We start from the raw sequence: 21,734 nt of genomic DNA on the forward strand, positions 1-21,734 counted from the left end.
CCCCCACCCCCCCCCCCCCCCCCCCCCCCCCCCCCCCCCCCCCCCCCCCCCCCCCCCCCCCCCCCCCCCCCCCCCCCCCCCCCCCCCCCCCCCCCGTGCCGCGTCCAAGACGCTCACCCGCGGGAGGTCAGCCCGCCTGGACCGCCGTGCACCGCCAGCGGGCCTGCCCGTAGCCCGCCGAGGGCGGCGCGGCGGCCCCCGAGGGTTCGAGCCGGAAGGCCAGGGCGCGGAAGACGTCCTGGTCCAGGGCGACGACGGCCGCCACCTCCAGGGCGCCGTCCGCGGTGCGGAAGCAGCGGCACCGGTACACGTAGGGGGTACGGCCGCGGGCCCGCAGCCGCCAGTCGGCGCGGGCGCCGTGCAGCTCCCACAGCCGTTGGTACGCCTCGTCCCTGACGCGTCCGGCCAGCGACGTCACGGGGCTGCGCCCGGTCAGCACGTCGAGCAGGCGCCCGGCGAACCACAGGTGCGGCGCGGGCGGGCGCGGCGCCGTCCCCGGCCGCGTCACGACCGCCACGGACCTCGCCGGGACCGGAACCGAGCCGGAGCCCCCGCTCGCCGCGCCTCCCGCCGGCCTCGCCGCGGCGCCTGGACGCCCGCCTGGCCGCCCGCCGGGCCGGCGGCTGTCTCTGCGTCCGGGCGGACCGGCGCCGCCCGCCGTACGCCGCTCCACACCCGCGGCGCGCGGCGGAGCGGGAGCGGGCGGGGGAGGTGCCGGGGTTCCGGGTACGGGCACGGTTACGGGCGGCTGCGGCGGCGTCGTCTGCACGGGTGCTTCCCCTGTGGTCGCTACTGGCGGGTAGGGCGGTGACAGGGCGGTTCTAGGACCCTCGGGGAGGGGCTGGCAAGCGGGGTGCCGTCCGACGCAGGGCGCGGAGGAATTCACCTATTCGCGTGGTGGCGCACGTATGCTTCACGCCATGCGCGTCTATATTCCAACGACCCTGGCCGGTCTCGCCGAGGCGTACAAGGCGGGCGAGCTGGGGCCCGTACCGCTGGACGCCTACGCGGTGACGCCGAGCCTGCGCGAGTGGTACGTCTCGGACGACATCGAGGAGCTGGAGTACGCGGCCCTCAACCGCGCCGCCCAGGCGTCGCTGCGGCTGCTGGCCGTGCACCCGGACACCCCGCGCCGCCGGGTGGTCGTCGCCGTGGACGTGGACGACGCCGCCGTGACGTACGACCCGGACCACGGCCTGGACCCCGGCTCGCTCGGCGAGGTCCGCCTGGCGCGCGCCGTGCCGCTGTCCAAGGCGGCCGCGGTGCACGTGGACGCCGACGACGCGCGGACCGATGTGACGGCCGCCGCGGCGGCCGTGGGCGCGGCCGACATGGGCGACGACGACGCGCAGTTCACCGTGGACGGCGCCGAGGACCACGACCTGCTCTGGTACGCGACGCAGGAGATCCCCAACCTCATCTCCTGACCCCGGCGCGCGAGGACCCGAGCGCGCGACCGGCTGAACGCCCGACCGGCTGAACGCCCGACCGCGTGAGCGCCCCGGCATCCGACCGCCCGGGCACCTGATCGGCTGAATCCGTTCGGCCCCCGCCCGGTCGTACGGCGGCCCCGCGTGGCCGGGACCCCACCCTCGGGCACCGGGCTGTCACACCCCGCGAGTACGGTTCGTGGAGTGAGCACGCATTCCGTAGGCACGCATCTGGTGTGGGACTGGAACGGCACCCTTTTCCACGACATCGACGCGGTGATCGAGGCGACGAACGCCTCGTTCGCCGAGCTGGGCCTGGCCCCGATCACCCTGGAGCGGTACCAGGAGCTGTACTGCGTGCCCGTGCCCCGGTTCTACGAGCGGCTGATGGGACGGCTGCCGACCGACGCCGAGTGGGAGGTGATGGACGCCGCCTTCCACCGCCACTACTGGGCGCTGGCCGGCCGCTGCGGCCTCGCCGAGGGCGCGGCCGAGCTGCTGGCCGCGCGCCGGGCCGCCGGGCTCACGCAGTCGCTGTGCTCGCTCGCCCCGCAGGACAATCTGCTGCCCGTGGTGACCTCGCACGGCATCATGGAGCACTTCGTCCGGGTGGACGGCCGTACCGGCCCCTCCAACCAGGGCAAGGCCGCGCAGATGGCCCGCCACCTCGCCGCGCTCGCCGACGTCGCCGCCGACCCCGGCCGGATCGTGGTGATCGGTGACGCGCTCGACGACGCGGTGGCCGCCGCCCACGTCGGCGCGCACGCCGTGCTGTACACCGGCGGCTCGCACAGCCGCGCCAGCCTGGAGAGCGCCGGGGTGCCGGTGGTCGACAGCCTCGCCGCCGCCGTCGTGGAAGCCGAGCGAATAGCCGCGGGCTAGAGCCTGTCCGGCGGACAGGCCCTGCCGCCGGGCTCCCGAATCGACGCTCGGGCCCGGTCCGTGCCCCGCTCCAACGCCGGAATCATCACCTCCGCATCGACTGTTCGCCGTCTCGTCCCGGTCCTGTTCCCGCCCGGTTCCTGTCCAGAGGGGCCAAAGGTGTGCAGTGCATTTGTACGAAGACGTCTCCTGACAGGCACCCGTGAGCGAGCGATAGCCTTGCGGCGTGATCAACGTTGATCAGTTCATCAGGGGCCACCGCGTGCGTACGGGCACGGCGGACCCCTCTTCCGGCATAGCGTCGTCCCGTAGCGGATACCCCGCGTCACGTGACGTCCTGCCATCACCCGACGTCACGCAATGGCGCGCGACAGGAGTCAGAGGACATGCAGACCAAGCTGGACGAAGCCAAGGCCGAACTGCTGGAACGAGCAGCCAAGGTCGCTGAGAACAGCCAGACGGGGGGACTACCCGGCCAGGGCCGCGACACAGAGGCGCTGACGGCGTTCCTCCGGGGTTACTACCTGCACAGCGCACCCGAGGACCTCAACGACCGCAATCCGGTCGACGTCTTCGGCGCGGCAGTCTCCCACTACCGGCTCGCGGAGGTACGCCCGCAGGGCAGTGCCAGCGTCCGGGTGCACACCCCCACCGTCGAGGAGAACGGCTGGCAGTCCAGCCACACCGTCGTCCAGGTCGTGACCGACGACATGCCCTTCCTCGTCGACTCGGTCACCAACGCGCTCACCCAGGCCGACCGCGGCATCCACGTCGTCTTCCACCCGCAGTTCCTGGTCCGCCGCGACGTGACCGGCAAGCTGCTGGAGATCGTCGCCCCGGGGTGCGGACCCGAGGACGGCTCGCTCCCGCACGACGTGCTGGTCGAGTCCTGGATCCACGTCGAGATCGACCGCGAGACCGACCGCGCCGACCTCAAGGAGATCACCGCGGACCTGCGCCGCGTGCTCTCCGACGTCCGCGAGTCCGTCGAGGACTGGGCGAAGATGCGCGAGTCCACCAAGCGCATCGCCGACGAGCTGTCCGCGACCCCGCCGCCGCTGCCCGAGCGCGAGGTCAGCGAGGCCGTCGAGCTGCTGCGCTGGCTCAACGACGACCACTTCACCTTCCTCGGCTACCGCGAGTACGAGCTGACCACCGACACCGAGCCCGACGGCTCCACCGAGGACGTGCTGGTCGCCGTCCCCGGCACCGGTCTCGGCATCCTGCGCTCCGACCCGGTGCACCCCGGCACCGACGGCACCGACCCGGGCCACCACACCCACCTCGGGCACCCCGGCTCCCCGTCGTTCAGCAGGCTGCCCGCCGACGCCCGCGCCAAGGCCCGCGAACACCGGCTGCTGATCCTCACCAAGGCCAACAGCCGCTCCACCGTGCACCGTCCCTCGTATCTGGACTACGTCGGCGTGAAGAAGTTCGACGCCGAGGGCAATGTGATCGGCGAGCGCCGCTTCCTCGGCCTGTTCTCCTCCACCGCCTACACCGAGTCGATCCGCCGGGTCCCGGTGGTCCGCCGCAAGGTCGAGGAAGTCCTCGAAGGCGCCGGATTCACCGCCCACAGCCACGACGGCCGCGACCTGCTCCAGATCCTGGAGACGTACCCGCGCGACGAGCTGTTCCAGACCCCCGCCGACGAGCTGCGGTCCATCGCCACCAGCGTGCTGTACCTCCAGGAGCGCCGGAAGCTGCGGCTGTTCCTGCGGCAGGACGAGTACGGCCGCTACTACTCGGCGCTGGTCTACCTGCCGCGCGACCGCTACACCACGGCGGTACGGCTGCGCCTGACCAACATCCTCCAGGACGAACTGGGCGGCCGAAGCGCCGACTTCACCGCCTGGAACACCGAATCGGTGCTGTCCCGGCTGCACTTCGTCATCCGCGTCGAACCCGGCGCGCCGCTGCCCGACATCACCGACGCCGACGTCGAGCGGATCGAGAGCCGGCTCTCCGACGCGACCCGCTCCTGGGCCGACGGCTTCGGCGAGGCGCTGACCGCCGAGTGCGGCGAGGAGCGCGCGGCCGAGCTGACCCGGCGGTACGCGCACGCGTTCCCCGACGGCTACCGCGCCGACTTCGCACCGCGCGTCGCCGTCGCCGACCTCCAGCACATCGAGGGCCTGGGCGCCGACGACTTCACCCTCAGCCTGTACGAGCCGGTCGGCGGCGCCAGCGACGAGCGCCGCTTCAAGATCTACCGCACCGGCGCGCCCGTCTCGCTGTCCGCCGTCCTGCCGGTGCTCCAGCGGCTCGGCGTCGAGGTCGTCGACGAGCGGCCGTATGAACTGCGCCGCTCGGACCAGACCCGCGCCTGGGTCTACGACTTCGGGCTGCGCCTGGACCCCAGCCTCGGCGACCTCGGCGACGACGCCCGCGAGCGGTTCCAGGCGGCCTTCGCCGCGACCTGGACCGACAAGGCGGAGAACGACGGCTTCAACTCCCTGGTGCTGCGCGCCGGTCTGGAGTGGCGCGAGGCGATGGTGCTGCGCGCGTACGCCAAGTACTTGCGGCAGGCCGGGTCCACCTTCAGCCAGGACTACATGGAGGACACCCTCCGTACCAACGTCCACACCACCCGGCTGCTGGTCAACCTCTTCCAGGCCCGCTTCTCGCCGGACCACCAGCGGGCCGGCAGCGAGCTGACCGACGGGCTGCTGGAGGAGCTGGACGGCGCGCTCGACCAGGTCGCCAGCCTCGACGAGGACCGCATCCTGCGGGCCTTCCTCACCCTGATCAAGGCGACGCTGCGCACCAACTACTTCCAGCGCCGCGACGACGGGCAGCCGCACGACTACCTGTCGATGAAGTTCGACCCGCAGGCCATCCCCGAACTGCCCGCGCCCCGCCCGGCGTTCGAGATCTGGGTGTACTCCCCGCGGGTCGAGGGCGTCCACCTGCGGTTCGGCAAGGTCGCCCGCGGCGGTCTGCGCTGGTCCGACCGGCGCGAGGACTTCCGTACCGAGGTGCTGGGCCTGGTCAAGGCGCAGATGGTGAAGAACACCGTCATCGTGCCGGTCGGCGCGAAGGGCGGCTTCGTCGGCAAGCGGCTGCCCGACCCGGCCGCCGACCGCGACGCCTGGCTGGCCGAGGGCATCGCCTCGTACAAGACGTTCATCTCCGGCCTGCTCGACATCACCGACAATCTCGTCGGCGGCGAGGTCGTGCCGCCGACGGACGTGGTCAGGCACGACGAGGACGACACGTATCTGGTCGTCGCCGCGGACAAGGGCACCGCGTCGTTCTCCGACATCGCCAACGAGGTCGCGGTGTCGTACGGCTTCTGGCTCGGCGACGCCTTCGCCTCCGGCGGCTCCGTCGGCTACGACCACAAGAAGATGGCCATCACCTCCAGCGGCGCCTGGGAGTCGGTGAAGCGGCACTTCCGCGAGATGGGCGTCAACACCCAGGAAGAGGACTTCACCGTCGTCGGCATCGGTGACATGTCCGGTGACGTGTTCGGCAACGGCATGCTGCTGTCGGAGCACATCCGGCTGGTCGCGGCCTTCGACCACCGGCACATCTTCCTCGACCCGAAGCCGGACGCGGCCACGTCCTACGCCGAGCGGCGCCGCATCTTCGAGCTGCCGCGCAGCAGTTGGGCCGACTACGACACCAAGTTGCTGTCGTCGGGCGGCGGGATCTTCCCCCGTACCGCCAAGGCGATCCCGCTCAACGCGCAGATCCGCAAGGCGCTCGGCATCGAGACCGCCACCGCGAAGATCACCCCCGCCGAGCTGATGAAGGCGATCCTCCAGGCCCCGGTGGACCTGCTGTGGAACGGCGGCATCGGCACCTACGTCAAGGCGTCCACCGAGTCGCAGGCCGACGTCGGCGACAAGGCCAACGACGCGATCCGGATCGACGGCGCGGAACTGCGGGTCAAGGTCGTCGGCGAGGGCGGCAATCTGGGCTTCACCCAGCTCGGCCGGATCGAATTCGCCCTGAACGGCGGCCCGGAGGGGACCGGCGGCCACATCAACACCGACGCGATCGACAACAGCGCGGGTGTGGACGCCTCGGACCACGAGGTCAACATCAAGATCCTGCTCAACAGCGTCGTCGCCGAAGGGGACATGACCGTCAAGCAGCGCAATTCGCTGCTCGCGGAGATGACCCACGAGGTCGGCGACCTGGTGCTGCGCAACAACTACGCGCAGAACGTCTCGCTCGCCAACAGCATGGAGCAGGCCCCGAGTCTGCTCCACGCCCACCAGCGGTTCATCCGCCGCCTGGTGCGCGACGGCCACCTGGACCGGGCGCTGGAGTTCCTGCCGACCGACCGGCAGATCCGCGAGCGGCTGGCGGCCGGACAGGGCCTGACGCAGCCGGAGTTGGCGGTGATCCTCGCCTACGCCAAGATCACCACGGCCGAGGAACTGGTCCACACCGAACTGCCCGACGACCCGTACCTGCGCTCCCTGCTGCACGCGTACTTCCCAGTGCCGCTGCGGGAGCGCTTCGAGCGGCAGATCGACAATCACGCGCTGCACCGCGAGATCATCACGACCGTCCTGGTCAACGACACGGTGAACTCCGGCGGCACGACCTTCCTGCACCGCTTCCGCGAGGAGATCGGCGCCACCACGGAGGAGATCGTGCGGGCCCACACGGCCGCCCGCGCGATCTTCGGTCTCGCCGAGATCTGGGACGCGGTGGAGGCGCTGGACAACATCGTCGCCGCCGACGTGCAGACCCGGATCAGGCTGCACTCGCGGCGGCTGGTCGAGCGCGCCACCCGCTGGCTGCTCAACAACCGCCTCCAGCCGCTCCAGATCGCCGAGACCATCGACTTCTTCGCCGAGGGCGTCGCCGCGGTCTGGTCCCACCAGCCCAAGCTGCTGCGCGGCGCGGACGCGGACTGGTACCGGTCGCTGCGCGACGAGCTGACCGCGGCGGGGGTGCCGGACGAACTGGCCACCCGGGTCGCCGGATTCTCCGCGGCCTTCCCGGCGCTCGACATCGTCGATGTCGCGGACCGCACCGGCAAGGAGCCGCTGGACGTCGCCGAGGTCTACTTCGACCTCGCCGACCGGCTGGGGATCACGCAGCTCCTGGACCGGATCATCCTGCTGCCGCGCGCCGACCGCTGGCAGTCCATGGCCCGCGCCGCCATCCGCGAGGACCTCTTCGCGGCCCACGCGGCACTCACCGCCGACGTGCTGACGGCGGGCCCCGAAGGGTCCACGCCCGAGCAGCGCTACACGGCGTGGGAGGAGCAGAACGCGGGGCTGATCGGCCGCGCCCGCACCACCCTTGAGGAGATCCAGGGCGCCGAGGAGTTCGACCTGGCGAGTCTGTCGGTGGCGATGCGGACCTTCCGTACGCTGCTGCGCACGCACCGCTGAGCCGCACGCACCGCTGAGCCGTACGGTCGCGGCGGTGCGTGCGCGGCGGTGCGGCTGAACGCGGGCCCGGTGGGCGGCACTTGTGCGCAAGTGCCGCCCGCCGGGCCCGACCGCGCTACGGTGTGGGCTGGTCCGGCATCTTCCACACCGTCAGCAGCGTGGAGTACGTCGGCATCGGGTCGGTCATCATGTTGCCGGACGGCGTGACGTCGGTGACCTTCAGCATGGCCAGATTGCCCTCCGAGGTCACCGTGCACAGCACCGTGCCCTTGGCGATGTACGTGTCCTTGGCGAGGTCGTCCCGGTAGATCTCGCCGGACAGCGCGTCGGCGCCGACGCCGTTCCTGCACGCCTGGTAGTCGGTGCCGTCGGCCCGGCCGAAGGTGGTGAGGAACCGCATGCTGCCGTCGGCCCAGTCCTGGTACTCGATCTCGTAGCCGTCGGTGTCGCCGATCTGGCCGTTCGGCTCGACCCTCGCGCTGTCCAGGTCCACATGCGTGCCGTGGTTCCAGGCGGGCGAGCGGATGGTGAACTTGCGGTCCTGGAAGATGACTTGCGGCTGCCCGCCGCCGGGTGTGCCCGGGTCGGCCGAGGAGCCGCCGGGGGAGCCGGTCGGGTCGGTGCTCGCGGGGCCGGTGGTCGGGGCGGCAGCGGGGGACTGGGAGGTGGAGGTGCCGGGGCCGCCGCCGAGCGGCGACTTGCCCTGCGGGCCCTTGTCGTCGCCCTTGCCGTCGGAGTGGGTGAAGGCGTAGGTGAGCGTCACCGCGAGGATCACGGCCAGGACGCTGCCGCCGATGGCCATCACCTTCTGCGTCCGGCCGCTGGGGACCCGGCTCTGCCCGTCGTGCCCGTTCCCGTCGTGCCCCTCGTTCCCGTTTCCGGGACCGCGCCCGTTCCCGTTTCCGGTGGCTCCGTGGGCGCCGGTCGCGGGGCCGTCCACGTTCGTCGGCCCGAACATGCCCGAGGTGTAGGGGCCTGACGCGTACGAACCCGGCGTGTACGGACCCGGCGCGTACGTGCCGGAGGGCGCGGCACCCGTCCCGGCGGGCGGTGCGGCCCGCGGCGCCCCCTGCGGCATCGCGGGCGGTACGGCGGGCGGTACGGCGGGCGGTACGGCGGGCGCCGGTATGTGCGGCGGCGCGGCGGGCGCGGCAGGCGGTGCCGGGGCCGGCGGCAGGGCCGCGGCGGCCTCCCGCCGGGCTATCTCGGCCGCGAGCGGCTGCGGCAGCCAGCCGCTGAAGTCCCGCAGCGGGCGGCCCGCGCCGCGCTCGCACAGCTCGGCCAGCTCCGCGGGGGTGGGCCGGGCCGCCGGGTCCGCGGTCAGGCAGCGTTCCAGGACGGTCCGCAGCTCGTCGGGGTAACCGGACAGGTCGGGCGGCCGGACGGCGGTGTTGGCTATCTGCGTGGCGAGCGTGATCGCGCCCGCCGTGCCGTACGGGTGCCGTCCGGTGGCGGCGACCGCGGCGATCAGGCCGAGCGAGAACAGGTCGGTGGCCGGGGTGAGTTCGTGCCCGTTGGCGTGCTCGGGCGACATGTACTGCGGGGTGCCGATCAGGCCGCCGCTGCGGGTGAGCTGCGTGGAGTCCGCCGCGCGCGCGATGCCGAAGTCGATCACCCAGGGGCCGCCCGCGCCGAGCAGCACATTGCTGGGCTTGAGGTCGCGGTGGATGACGCCCGCCGCGTGCACCGCGCGCAGCGCCTCCGCCGCGCAGCCCACCAGTTGCAGCGCGGTGGCCACCGGCAGCGCCCCGTACCGGGCGAGCGCGTCGTCCAGCGGCAGTCCCGGAATGTAACTGGTCGCCAGCCAGGGCCGGTTGCCGGTGGTGTCATGGTCGACGACCGGCACCACGTGGTAGCCCTGCACCCGGCGCGCGGACTGCACCTCCTGCTGGAAGCGCCGCCTGAACTCCTCGTCCTGCGCGTATTCGCGCCGGATCACCTTCAGTGCGACCGGCTGTCCGCCGCGGGTGTGCGAGAGGTAGACCGACCCCATCCCGCCCTCGCCGATCCGGGCCAGCAGCCGGTAACCGGCCACCTCGCGCGGGTCCTGCGGCTCCAGCGCCTGTAACGGACTCCCGCCCGGACCCTGATCAGAACCCGGTCCCGCGCCCGGCACCGGACCCGCACCCGCTCCCGCGCCCGGCACCGGACCCGCGCCCGGCGCCGGGCCACCGCTCGAACTGCTGTCGTGACTGGAGATTTCGGGCACCCCCCGGTAGGCGAACGGGGCACGATGCTACCGGGGGTGTGTACGAGGCGCGGACGTCGTATCGAACCCGCTGACGCCTTGGTGCCGTTCGGTGACATCACCCGCCGAGGACGGCCCCGGGCCGGAGGCCGGAACGGCATCGGGCCTCGCCCCGTATCCGCCTCAGGACTCGCCCGGCACCGGCGCCAGCCGCACCAGCCGGTCACCCGTCCTGGTCCCCGTCGCCACCAAGGTCCCGCCGGGCGTTACCTTCTGATATTTCGTCAGCAGCAACCAGCCGACCCCGTACCGCCGTTGGACCGCGGCGCGCTGCGCCGCCGTCGACTTCGGGTCCAGATACGTGCGCACGGCGGCGAATCTGCGGTCGCGTTCGGCGGCCGGGGTGGACGGGTCGGGCCAGGTGGGGGCGACCAGGAAGAAGCCGTAGGCGGGCAGGACGTGCGTGGCGTAGTACCCGTCGGTGAGGACCACCGCGTCGGCGGGCATGCGGTCCGCGGCCCAGCCGTACCCCGGCCAGCGCACCGGGTGGTCGACGGTCACCGGCAGGAAGCGCTGCGGCACGACGGCGCCGATCTGCGCGGCCACGCCGAAGCAGAGCGCGACGGCGGCCACGGGCGCGAGCACCGCGCGCAGCCGGGTCCACGGCGGGATCGAGGCCAGTTCCACGGCGAGCGCGAACTGCGGCGGCACGAGCAGCAGCGCGAAGACCCGCCCGTAGGTGTAGTGCCCGCTCACCCACCCGTAGGCGACGATCAGGCAGAAGGCGGCGAACATCAGGACCAGCGGGTCGCGGACGCCGCGCCGGGCGCGCAGCAGCAGCGGCGGGAGGCCGACGAGCGCCAGCCCGTACCACTGCCAGGGGTGGATGTAGAGCCGCTTGTGCACCGCGTCGACCGTGGTGTCACCGGCCAGTGAGAACACGTCGTAGTACGGCCACGCCACGGCCACCAGCAGCGCGAGCGCGCCCGCCAGCAGCCAGCGGGCCGTCACCCGCCGCGACCAGCCGCGCTGCCGGGCCGTCAGCACCGCCACGATCCCGACGGCCGCGGCCAGCGCGGTGATCGGGTGGATGAGCAGCAGCAGTCCGCAGGCCACCCCGAGCAGGGCGTAACCGGCCCAGCCGGTGGTACGGCGGCGCGCCAGCCGGTCGGTGAGCGCCCACAGGTGGAAGGTGACGCCGACCGCGAAGGCGCTCGGGTACGAGGCGCCGCGGGTCAGCGACCACACCCCGCAAAAGCCGCTCCACTCCTTGCCCTGCACGCCCCACAGCAGGGTGAAGGCCAGCAGCGCGTAGACCGGCGCCATCGGCCGTCTGCTCAGCGTCCGCGCGTACACGCCGACGCCGGTGACCAGCACGGCCAGATTCACCGGGCCGCACCAGCGCACGACCTCCCGCCCGGCGGCGCCGGTGGCCCGCGCGATCAGGCCGAGCGCCACGATGTACGGCGAGAAGTACGGGCTGCCGGTGCCCGGCAGGTCGAGCAGCGGATTGGCCGGGTGCCGCCAGTCGGCCTTGACCCGCTCCACCGCCGAGGCGTGCTGCCCGAAGTCCGAGGCGATCGGCGTACGCCAGGCCGCCGCGGCGACCACCAGCCAGAAGAGCGTCCCGACGACGGCGTACGGCGTCACCCGCCAGGCCCGCGCCCGCTCCAGCAGCCGGGCGGGCAGACCGGCCCGCCCGGCCGCGACCGCGGCGCCGTCGGCCGTACCGGCCCCCGGCTCGTCGCCCGCGCCGTCGCCCGCGGTGACCTCTCCGGTCGTCAGTGACGGCAAGGCGCGGCCTTGAGGAGGGTGCGGTCGTGCGGCCGCGGCGGGTGTGCGGCGGGGGCCAATTCGCTCGATGTCATGACAAGCTCCGTGTTCCGGCGGCGGTTCGGTCAGGGTGTCAGGGGGTCAGCCGAGCATCAGGTCCGCCACGCGGGCGGCGGCCCCTCCGTCGTCCAGGTGGCAGAAGGCGGCGCGGAAGGCCGCGTAGGCGTCGGCGCGGCTCCGGACGGCGGCCTCCGGGTCGCGCAGCGCGGCGGTCAGCTCGTCCGTGGTGCGCAGCAGCGGCCCCGGCGCCTGGGCCTCGTAGTCGAAGGTGAAGCCGCGCAGCGTGTCGCGGTAGTGCGGCAGGTCGGGCGTGAACAGCAGCACCGGGCGGCCGGTGACCGCGAAGTCGGCGAGCACCGAGGAGTAGTCGGTGACCAGCACGTCGGCGACGAGCAGCAGCTCCGCGAGGTCGGGGTGGGCGGAGACGTCCCGCACGAAGCCGCCGGGCACCGCCGGGAGGGTGTCGGCGACCAGCGGGTGCGAGCGGACCAGCAGCACATGGCTGGTGGTCAGCTCCGCCGCCATCGCCGCCAGGTCGAGCGGCAGGTGCAGCCGGGCGTGCTCGGCGTCGTACGCCTCGTCGTCGCGGACCGTCGGCGCGTACAGCACGACCGTGCGGCCGGGGGGCAGGCCGAGCCTGGCCCGTACCTCCTCGCGCACCTTGTCGCGGTCCTCGCCGCTGAGCAGGTCGGTACGGGGCAGCCCCGTCTCGGCGACCTCGCCGTCGAAGTCGAGGGCGCGGCGCAGGGCCGGGGTGCTCTGCGAGTTGGGGGAGAGCAGCACGCTCCACTGGTGGCCGAGGCTCGGCTGCGGCCACATGTGGGTGAGGTCGGCGCACAGCGTGCCCGCCAGGTCCTGGCCGATCCGCTTCACGGGCGCGCCGTGCCAGGTCTGGACGACTCGCTGGCCCTCGCGGCGGCGGAACCACGCGGGCAGATGCGTGTTGGTCACCACATGGCGGCCGCGGGCCAGCGCCTCGTACCAGTCGTCGCTGCCGCGCAGCACCGCGCGGGCGGTCGCGGGCACCGCCACGGTGTGGTCGCGCACCACCCACACATGGTCGAACGGGACGCCCCTGCGCACCAGTTCGTCGTGGACGGCGCGCGGCGAGTCCGCGCAGTCGCGGCCGTCGAAGCTGCTGTAGAGGACGGTGTCGGTCAACGGGCGGCGCAGCAGCACCGGATAGCGCCGCTCGCGCAGCATCCGCTGCCGGTACGGGCCGCGGTCCGCCGCGGGCACGGGCGATCCGGCCGCCACGAACAGGTGGTCGTGGAACCGCCGGTCGACCGTCACCGGCCGCGCGCCCGGCGCCGCCGGGAGCCGCAGCGGCAGCTCGGCGAACGCCTCCCGCGCGATCCGCACCGGGGCGTCGCCGCCGTCCGCCGCCCGCAGGTGCAGATACCAGCGTCCTGCGTGCGGCAGCGCCGACACGTCCAGCGCGGCGCTGAACCGGCGTACGGGGCCGGCCGGGCCCCGCCCCGCGGCTCCCTCCGCCTCCACGGCAGACGCCGTTCCGGCCACAGCCTGCGCCGGGGTTCCCGCCGCGAGCGGGGCGTCGTCCCCCGCTGCCGTTCCGGCCCCGGCGGCCCCGGCCCCCGCCGCCTCGGCGGCAGCGGAGTCCGCGCACTTGGCCGCCAGCGTCACCTCGACGCCGACCTCGGCCGCGTACGTGCCGTGCCGCAGGACCAGCCGGGCCGGGGGCGGGGTGTCGGCGGGGAGTTCACCGGTGACCAGGAGGGTGCCATTGGTGGCGCGCGCCACATGGGTGGCCAGCGGCTGGGGCGTACGGTCGCGCAACAGCAGATTGCCCGCCGCGGTGGCGTCGACGACCAGCTCGCGCCGGGCCCCGGCCAGCAGCGCGTCGCCGCCGAGGTCGTAACGCCCCTGCGGCAGCGGCCCGTCGGCGGCGATCCGCGCGGTGCCGCCGTCGGCGAAGACCGCCTCGAACGACCAGGCCGCGGCCGTCTCCGGCGCGACCTCCTTGGGCAGCCCCTCGACGTCGGGCCGCGCCCCCGCGAGGTCGGCCAGGACCAGGCGCGCCGTCAGCCGCGTCCAGCCGTCGATGCCGGTGCTCTCCGCGTCGGCGGTCAGCGGGTAGTCGAAGGCCGCGCCCGTCGTCTGCTGCGTGGCCCGCAGCGCGACCGGGGGCTTGCGGTCGCGGACGGCGATCCCGAAGACGACCCCGCCGTCGCCGTCCGCCCGGTGACCGGTGATCCGGCGGGTGACCGGCTCGACCGACAGGTGCAGCCGGCCGTCCTTATACCAGGGCACGAGCCGGGTGTCGTCGTCCAGCGGGAAGGGGACGGGCGAGGACCCGGCGCCCGCGTCGTCGGCGCGCGGCGCGGCGGGGCGGACCACCGAGCCCGCCGCCACGACGATCCCGAGCCGCCACTGCCCGGCCGTCCAGCCCTCCTTGCCCCGCAGCCGCTTGGGGTCGACGGTGATCTCGAAGCCTGACCAGTCGTACGAGTGCCGCTCCTGCGGTCCGCCGTCGGTCACTTCGGGGACCCGCACGGTCCGCACCGGCAGCAGCAGCTTGCGGCGCCCGGACATCAGCACCGCCGTCTTGAGCGAGGTACGGCGCGCGCCCGCGTCCACATTGCGCACATACGCGTGGCCCCGGAGAATCAACTTGCCCTCGCGCCAGTCCAGTTGGCTGAGCCGGGCGACCACCGGCAGGTCCTTCGTGCCGATGGCGGTCACCGCGCGCGGCAGCGGCACGGGCGAGCCGTCGCCGCGCACGACCACCGCGCGCTTGCGCAGCGGCGGCCCCGCGATGTCGAACACGGTGCGCCCGCCGTGCTGTTCGTGCGCCAGCACCTCCAGCAGGTCCGCCAGCCGCCCTTCCCTGATCAGTTCCCAGCGGATGCGCAGTTCGGCGGGCAGCGCGGGGAAGAGCGTCGGGTCGACGCGGCCGAGGTAGTCGCGGACGCGGTCGAGGAAGACCTGGTGGTATTCCGGTCCCGCCATCGGCAGGGCCTCGATGAAGTACAGCAGGTCGTCGGTGAGCACCGACCGGTCGTAGTCCCGCTTGTGCTTGCTCCAGCGGGTGTTGGCCGGGTCGGCCAGGAACCGCGAGACCCCGTCGACGGCCGCGATCCGGTCGCGTACGCCCTTGACGTCGGTGCGGCGGCGGGTGATCGAGCCCTCGCGGATCCGCCAGTAGTAGACGTGCTCGTGCAGCACGTCCACGGCGTCGGCGAGGAAGTGCGCCGGGATGGTCAGCGGCGTGTCCTCGTACAGCACGCCCTCGGGGAAGGCCAGTTGGTGCTTGTCCCAGAAGGAGCGGCGGAAGACCTTGTTCCACGCCACCCGGTCGGACAGCAGGCCCAGGTCACGGGTGATGTGCGTGCGCCGCACGGTCTTGTCCATGCCCCGGTGCTGCCACGCCTGGCTGCGGCCCTGCGTGGTGAGCCGGTAGACGTTGCCGGTCGCGAAGTCGGAGCCCGACTGGTCGAGCAGGCCGACCAGCTTCTCGTACGCGCGCGGCGGCAGCACGTCGTCGCTGTCCACGAAGGTCAGGTACGACGTCTGCGGCGCCGCGTTCCGCGCCCCGGTGTTGCGGGCGTGGCCGAGGCCGCCGTTGGGCTGCGCGACCAGCCGGAAGCGCGGGTCGCGGTCGGCGAACGCCTGGGCCAGTTCGGGGCCCGAGTCCGTCGATCCGTCGTCGACCATCACCACATCGAGGTCGGTGAAGGTCTGCGCCGCGATCGACCGCAGGCACTCCTCCAGATACTGCTCGACGTTGTAGACGGGGACGACGACAGTGAGGCGGGGCGTCATGGCGGGCAACGGTCCTTCCGGGACGGCGACGGCATACGGATGACGGCACGCGCGCGACGGCACATGCACGACGGCATGCGAATGCCGTTCCTTCAACTCGCCGAAGCGCCTTCCGGTCACCGCGAGTGAGCCGAACGAGCGAAAGGGTGAACCGCCGCAGGGTGTCCGGTTGGTACGCTCGGACGCTATCCCGTACCGGTACGTCTCGATCTGTCCAGGATGGTCATGCCCCGAATCACCGTCGTCGTCCCCGTCCACCGCGCCCAGGGCTTCCTGCGCGCCTGTCTGGAGTCGGTGCTCGGGCAGTCCTTCACCGACGTCGAGGTCGTCGCCGTCGACGACGCCTCACCGGACGCGAGCGGCGCGATCATCGCCGAATTCGCCGCCGCCGACCCGCGGGTCAAGCCGCTGCGGCTGGACCGCACCGGCGGCACGGGACCGGCGCGCGACGCGGGCGCGGCCCTCGCGACCGGCGACTACCTGCTCTTCCTGGACGCCGACGACCTGATGACGCCCGGCACGCTGGCCGCCGCGGACGCCCGGCTGCGCGCCACCGGCGACCCCGATGTGCTGCTCTTCGACCACGAGCGCTTCACCGTCTGGGAGAACATCCAGGAGAGCGACGACGCCGACTTCCTCGGCGAGGCGGGCGACTCCGTCTTCACCGCGTCCGACCGCCCCGAGTGCCTGGGCACCTACCCCGCGGTCTGGAACCGGCTGCTGCGCCGCGCCTTCTGGGAGGAGCGCGGCTTCCGCTTCGGCGAGGGCGCGTACGAGGACGTCGCCGTCGCCTCCCGCGTCCTGCTCGCCGCCACCGGCATCGCGTGCCTGGACCGGGTCGGCGTGCGCTGGCGCAAGCGGCGCGGGATCAGCGTCGGCACCACGCCCGGCCGCCACCACCTGGCCGTACTCGACCGGTACGAGGCGCTGTTCGCCGAGATCGACGGCGGCGACGAGGCAGAGGACCGCAAGCGGGAGCAACGCGCCGCGCTGTACCGGCGGATGGCCGTCCTGCTCGCGGCCGTCGGCGAGGACGGCTCGCCGCTGACGCCCGACGCCCGGCCGGAGTACGTCCGGCGCGCGGGACGGCTGCTGGGCCGCTACCGGCCCGCGGGCTGGACCGCGCCCGACAGCAACGAGGGCCGCTGGCTGCGGGCCGCGGGCACCGGCAGCTACGGCCGCTACCGCGCGGCGCTCGGCGGCCAGGCGTGGACGCGCAAGCTGGCCCGCCGGATCAGGGCACGCAAGAACGCGCTGGGCCGCGCGGTCTACCAGCGCTACTACCGGCTGCGGCTGCGCCGCCCCGTCGACCCCAACCTCGTGGTCTACGCGGCCTATTGGAACCGCGGGGTGTCCTGCAACCCGGCGGCCGTCTACTACAAGGCCCAGGAGATCGCCCCGCACCTGCGCGGGGTGTGGGTGGTCAACAAGAAGGACCGCGAGGCGATGCCGCCCGGCGTCGACCACGTCGTGGTCAACTCCCGCCGCTACTGGGACGTGCTGGCCCGCGCCAAGTACCTGGTGAACAACGCCAACTTCACCGGCCAGGTCGTCAAGCGCCCCGAGCAGGTCTACCTCCAGACCCACCACGGCACACCGCTCAAGCACATGGGCATGGACCTGCGCGCCCGCCCGGCCGTCGGCAAGGGCATGAGCTTCGGCCGCCTGCTCGACCACGCCGACCAGTGGGACTTCTCGCTGGCCGCCAACCAGCACTCCGCGGAGGTCTGGGAGCGGGTCTACCCCAGCGGCTACGAGACGCTGCCCAGCGGCTATCCGCGCAACGACGTGTTCCACACCGCGGGCGCCGACGAGGTCCGCCGCGCCCGCGAGAGCCTGGGCCTGGCCCCCGGCACCACCGCGATCCTCTACGCGCCCACCCACCGCGACTACCAGCGGACCTTCGTCGTCCCGCTCGACCTGGAACGGCTCTGCCGCGAACTGGGCCCCGGCTACACGCTGATGGTCCGCGCCCACTACTTCTACGGGCAGAACGACGCGCTCGAGGCGCTGCACGCGGCGGGCACCATCATGGACGTCTCGCAGCACCCGTCCGTCGAGGAACTGAGCCTCGCCTCCGACGCGTTGCTCTGCGACTTCTCCTCGCTGATGTTCGACTACGCCAACCTCGACCGGCCGATCGTCGTGCACGCCGCCGACTGGGAGGCGTACCGCGCCGCCCGCGGCGTCTACTTCGACCTGCTGTCCGGGCGGCACGGCGAGACGCCGGGCGTGGTGGCGGGCGACGAGGCGGGACTGGCCCGCGCCTTCCGCTCGGGGGCCTGGCGCGGCCCCGAGGCGGCGGCGCTGCGGGCCGCCTTCCGGCAGCGGTTCTGCGCGTACGACGACGGGCTCGCCGCCGAGCGCGTGGTGCGCCGGGTGCTGCTCGGCGAGCCCTCGCTGCTGCCCTACCGCCCGCTCCAGGACCGCCGTCCCGCCCCGGCCCCGGCCGGTGCGCGGGACGCGGACCCGACGGCGGGACCGGCGGGGGAGCGCCCGGCGGTCCCGCTCGGCTGAGGCGCGGGAGGCGCGCGAGCCGCTGGAGCTGCTGGGGCCGGCCGCTCGGCTGAGGCGCGGGGGCCGCTGGGGCCAAGGCCGATCGCGTGAACCGCCGGGCGCGTGTGAACCGCCGGGCCCGCGGGAGCGGCCCGATCGGGTGAACCGCCCGCGCCGCCGGGGCCCTTGGGGCCGCTACAGGCTGCGCGGGTCGGGCCCCGAGGGCTCCAGCGGCGGCGGGCCGGACGGATCGGAGGCGTCCGCCGCGAGCGGGGCCAGCGCGCGGGCGCGGGACGGCGGCGGGGCCAGGTGCCGGTCCTCCGGCGGGATCACGGGCGGCAGCCCGCCGTCCTCGCGCAGGAACACCCGGCGCACCACGCGCTCGGCGGCGAGCCCGTCGTCGTAGGGACAGAACCGGCGCCGGAAGGCGGCCCGCAGTTCGGCCGAACGCGGGCCGCGCCAGGCCCCCGTGGCGAGGATGTCGGTCAACTCGTCCTCGCCGCGCGCCACCAGGCCCGGCGGGTGCGCGGTGATGTCGAAGTACGCGCCGCGGGTGGCCCGGTAGGTCTCCCAGTCCGCGGCGTGCAGCACGATCGGCCGGTCGAGGCCCGCGTAGTCGAACATCAGCGACGAGTAGTCGGTGATCAGGCCGTCCGAGGCCAGGCACAGCTCCTCCGCCGACGGGTGCCCCGACACGTCGATGACCCGCGGGTGCGGGGCCCGGTCGTCCAGACCGTCGCGCGGGTCGCCCGGCGGGTAGAAGTGGTGGGTGCGGCGCAGCAGCACCACGTCGGGGCCCAGCGCGTCGGCCATCCGCGCCAGGTCGAGCGCGGGCCGGTAACCGCGCTGGTAGTCGCGGTGCGTGGGCGCGTAGAGGAAGGCGGTGCTCTCGCGCGGGATGCCGAGTTCGTCGCGCAGCCGCAGCACGTCGCGCGCGGTGGCCCGGTGGAAGATGTCGGTGCGCGGCTGGCCGTACTCCAGGGCCGTGAAGCCCGACGGGTAGGCGCGCTCCCAGACCAGCGTGGAGTGGCGGCTCGCCGAGAGGCTGTAGTCCCAGCGGTCGACGTGCCGCAGCATCCGCTCGAAGTCGGTGGTGCCCGCGGCGGCCGGGTGCTCCTGGAGGTCGATGCCCATGTGCTTGAGCGGCGTGCCGTGGTGGGTCTGCACATTGATCTGGCCGGGCCGCTTGGCGTACCTGCGGTGGAAGTTGACGTTGCTGACCAGGTACGAGGCGCGGGCCAGCGCCGTCCAGTACGCGGCCGAGCCCGGCTCCAGGCGCCGTACGCCCGGCGGCAGGGTGTGCGCGTGCTCCGCGGTGGTCACCCACGCGGTCCGCATGTGCGGCGCCAGTTCGCGCAGCCGCTCCTCGACGGCCGCCGGATTGCAGGAGTAGCCGCGGTCCCAGTACGCGGAGAACACCGCCAGGTCCGGGTCGAGCGCGCGCCGCCGCTGCACCCGGTAGTGCGCGTGCAGCGCCGTCGTCCGCAGCCTGCCGTACAGCGCCCTCGCCCGGTGGGTGGCGCGCAGCCGCAGCCGGTGCGCCCGGCCGAGCGCCTGGAAGGTGCGCCGCGCGCCCAGCGCGACCAGCAGGTACCGCACCCCGCTGCGGCCGGTGGGACTGGCCCGGAAACCGCTCGGCCGCAGCCGCCGGTACTGGGCACGGCAGCGGCGGAAGTACTCCGGGCGCGACGAATTCGGCAGCCGGTCGGGGAAGTTGAAGACGGTGGTGAGGTGATCCAGTATCCGGCGGAAGAGCACCGGCCGCCACCGCTCCAGCTCCGGGTGGCTGTCGAGGAACGCGAACAGCAGGTCGTACTGCTTGAAGATGTCGAAGTGCCGTCGGCTGGTGGTGTGCAGGATGCCGCTGCCGCGCCGCTGCCGGTAGTGCACGCAGACCCGGTCGAGCAGCGCGATCGACCCGGCGGCCATCAGCACCGGATACGTCCACGGGGTGTCCTCGTAGTAGCCCGAGGGGAAGGCGATGTCGGACTTCTCGATGAAGTCGCGGCGGTACGCCTTGTTCCAGGCCACCATGATCAGCCGCAGCAGCTCGGGCCGGTCGTCCAGCGTGCAGACCTCGGGGCCGGTCTCGCTGAGGATCGCCGCGAACTGATTGCGGTGGACGTCGCCGTTCCAGTACGTGCGGGCGTAGTCGAAGACCAGCACGTCCGGCTCGCCGGTCCGCTCGATCCGGGCGGCGACGGCCTCCAGCGAGCCGGGGACCATGGTGTCGTCGGAGTCGAGGAACAGGACGTAGTCGCCGGTGGCGCGGGCGAGACCCGCGTTGCGGGCCCGGCCGAGGCCGATGTTCTCCGGCAGGTGCAGCACCTCGACGCGGGCGTCCCTGGCCGCGAACGAGTCGGCGATGGCGCCGCTGCCGTCGGGGGAGCAGTCGTCCACGACGATCAGTTCGACATCGGCGAAGGACTGGTCGAGCACGGATTTCAGACAGGCGTGCAGATACGCCTGCACCTGGTAGACGGGGACGACGACGCTGAAGCGGGGCACAGCACATCCAGGTTCGACACGGGGGCGAGGGGCGCACGGGCGCCCATGGCTTTCGCGCGGAGTGCCCGTTATATCCAGGGAACGCGTGGCCGCGCCGCTGGTTACGCTCCGGCGCGTCGCGAGTCGCGGATCCGTACAAGTGCTTTGGTGATGATCGGCGGCAGGACGTTGACCAGCAGACGGCGCGCCCGGGAGCGGCGCGGCGCGGGGGCGGCGGGGGAGGCGGCCGTCGGGGCCTGCGACTCGGCCCGCCCGGCGGGCCCCGCGGTCCGCCCGGCGGCGGATTCGGCGTGCTCCGCGGTCGGCGCCGCTGTCTGGGCCGCGGTCTGGCCTGCGGTCTGATCAGGGGTTTGTGCGGCGGCGGGCGCGTGCCGGGACGGCGGCTGCGACGGCGACACCGTACGGTCCCGGTCGCCCTTGACCCGCAGCAGCGGCGCGCCCGCCACCGTCTGCACCTCGTGCCACAGGTCGGCGCGGCCCGACACGTACGCCAGCAGCTCCGCGCGGATCTCGGCCGGATCCCCCCAGGTGGCGTACATCTTGCTCTCGGTCACGCAGATCGCGTGCAGCCCGCCGGAGGTGACCGCCTGCCAGACGGCGGCGGCCACGCCGGGACAGTGCGCCGAGCGGTAGTCGTCCAGCGCGACCACGCCGTGCGGGTGCAGCAGCTCGCGCGAGGTCTCGATGTCGGCGTGCACGTGCTCGTACAGGTGCGAGGCGTCGATGTGCGCGAACCGGCACGACACCGGCTGGACCCGGTCCCTGACCGTCGAGGACATGCCCTGGACGACCTCGGGCAGTTCGTCGTGGAAGGAGAGGTAATTGGCCTCGAACGAGTGACGGGTCAAGGTCGGGTACGACTTCTTCATCTCGGCGGAGTTGGCGTTGTCCTCGGCCGGGGCGTCGAACAGGTCGCAGACGGTGAAGGTGTCGCCCTCGCGCAGGTAACTCCCCATGAAGATGGCGCTCTTGCCGAGATAGGCGCCCACCTCCAGCAGGTCGCCGGGCTCGGTGCGGCTGACCTGCCGGGTCAGGAACCAGTCGAAGAGGACCTGGTCGACGGGGAAGAACCAGCCCTCGACCTGGGCCAGTTCGGTGGGCGCGGGAAGCCGGTCCTCGGCGGAGGTCATGGTCATGGGGGGATGTCCGTTCGGTACGGGTGTGGGGGGCGTCAGTGTAAAGCGCCCGACGCCCCCCGTTTCGTACCGAATATCCCGCCGCCCCGCGCGTGCGCCGCTCCCCGGTGGCTCCCCG

Annotated in this window: 10 protein-coding genes; 4 read left to right on the forward strand and 6 right to left on the reverse strand. The window is 73.4% G+C overall.

The genetic code is table 11. The annotated features are described in order from the left end of the window. Positions 1-127: 127 nt before the first annotated feature. The gene (locus ACZ37P_RS15830; RefSeq protein WP_391163995.1) at positions 128-517 is read right to left on the reverse strand and encodes an Rv3235 family protein; all 390 of its coding nucleotides are present in this window, start codon (positions 515-517) and stop codon (positions 128-130) included. Between the two features lie 403 nt (positions 518-920). Between ACZ37P_RS15830 and ACZ37P_RS15835 the strand changes: the two genes are divergently transcribed. The 3 genes from ACZ37P_RS15835 (at position 921) to ACZ37P_RS15845 (ending at position 7,672) form a co-directional block, all read left to right on the forward strand. After that, positions 921-1,427, forward strand: a complete 507-nt coding sequence (locus ACZ37P_RS15835; protein WP_402714018.1) for a DUF6912 family protein — start codon at positions 921-923, stop codon at positions 1,425-1,427. A gap of 207 nt (positions 1,428-1,634) precedes the next feature. Beyond that, positions 1,635-2,312, forward strand: a complete 678-nt coding sequence (locus ACZ37P_RS15840) for an HAD family hydrolase (protein ID WP_355342925.1) — start codon at positions 1,635-1,637, stop codon at positions 2,310-2,312. Positions 2,313-2,698: 386 nt separating this feature from the next. Next, on the forward strand, positions 2,699-7,672 hold the full coding sequence (locus tag ACZ37P_RS15845) for an NAD-glutamate dehydrogenase (RefSeq protein ID WP_355342928.1): 4,974 nt from the start codon (positions 2,699-2,701) through the stop codon (positions 7,670-7,672). Positions 7,673-7,787: 115 nt separating this feature from the next. On the opposite strand, the gene ACZ37P_RS15850 is transcribed toward ACZ37P_RS15845, so the two are convergent. From ACZ37P_RS15850 to ACZ37P_RS15860, 3 genes are all read right to left on the reverse strand, one after another. Further along, positions 7,788-9,707, reverse strand: a complete 1,920-nt coding sequence (locus tag ACZ37P_RS15850) for a serine/threonine-protein kinase (RefSeq protein WP_467346865.1) — start codon at positions 9,705-9,707, stop codon at positions 7,788-7,790. A gap of 336 nt (positions 9,708-10,043) precedes the next feature. Then, positions 10,044-11,654 (reverse strand): hypothetical protein, encoded by a 1,611-nt coding sequence (locus tag ACZ37P_RS15855; protein ID WP_467346866.1) that lies wholly within the window; start codon positions 11,652-11,654, stop codon positions 10,044-10,046. Between the two features lie 120 nt (positions 11,655-11,774). Further along, complete coding sequence (locus ACZ37P_RS15860; protein ID WP_467346868.1) at positions 11,775-15,476, reverse strand: bifunctional glycosyltransferase/CDP-glycerol:glycerophosphate glycerophosphotransferase; 3,702 nt, start codon at positions 15,474-15,476, stop codon at positions 11,775-11,777. Between the two features lie 225 nt (positions 15,477-15,701). On the opposite strand from ACZ37P_RS15860, the gene ACZ37P_RS15865 reads away from it, so the two are divergent. After that, complete coding sequence (locus ACZ37P_RS15865) at positions 15,702-17,993, forward strand: bifunctional glycosyltransferase/CDP-glycerol:glycerophosphate glycerophosphotransferase (protein WP_467346870.1); 2,292 nt, start codon at positions 15,702-15,704, stop codon at positions 17,991-17,993. A gap of 174 nt (positions 17,994-18,167) precedes the next feature. Here ACZ37P_RS15865 and ACZ37P_RS15870 read toward each other — a convergent pair whose 3' ends face one another. Both ACZ37P_RS15870 and ACZ37P_RS15875 read right to left on the reverse strand, forming a co-directional pair. Then, a complete protein-coding gene (locus ACZ37P_RS15870) occupies positions 18,168-20,480 on the reverse strand; it encodes a bifunctional glycosyltransferase/CDP-glycerol:glycerophosphate glycerophosphotransferase (RefSeq protein WP_401304962.1) in 2,313 nt (770 codons plus the stop codon). Between the two features lie 101 nt (positions 20,481-20,581). Next, positions 20,582-21,610, reverse strand: coding sequence for a class I SAM-dependent methyltransferase (locus tag ACZ37P_RS15875; RefSeq protein ID WP_402714028.1), 1,029 nt, complete (start codon positions 21,608-21,610; stop codon positions 20,582-20,584). Positions 21,611-21,734: the final 124 nt, after the last annotated feature.

The sequence above is a fragment of the Streptomyces sp. NPDC024632 genome (assembly GCF_055559175.1).

Bases quoted from the DNA above. Each gene is read 5' to 3' on its own strand.
- ACZ37P_RS15835 (WP_402714018.1), top strand. From the start codon at position 921: ATGCGCGTCTATATTCCAACGACCCTGGCCGGTCTCGCCGAGGCGTAC.
- ACZ37P_RS15845 (WP_355342928.1), top strand. From the start codon at position 2,699: ATGCAGACCAAGCTGGACGAAGCCAAGGCCGAACTGCTGGAACGAGCA.
- ACZ37P_RS15860 (WP_467346868.1), bottom strand. From the start codon at position 15,476: ATGACGCCCCGCCTCACTGTCGTCGTCCCCGTCTACAACGTCGAGCAG.
- ACZ37P_RS15865 (WP_467346870.1), top strand. From the start codon at position 15,702: ATGCCCCGAATCACCGTCGTCGTCCCCGTCCACCGCGCCCAGGGCTTC.
- ACZ37P_RS15875 (WP_402714028.1), bottom strand. From the start codon at position 21,610: ATGACCTCCGCCGAGGACCGGCTTCCCGCGCCCACCGAACTGGCCCAG.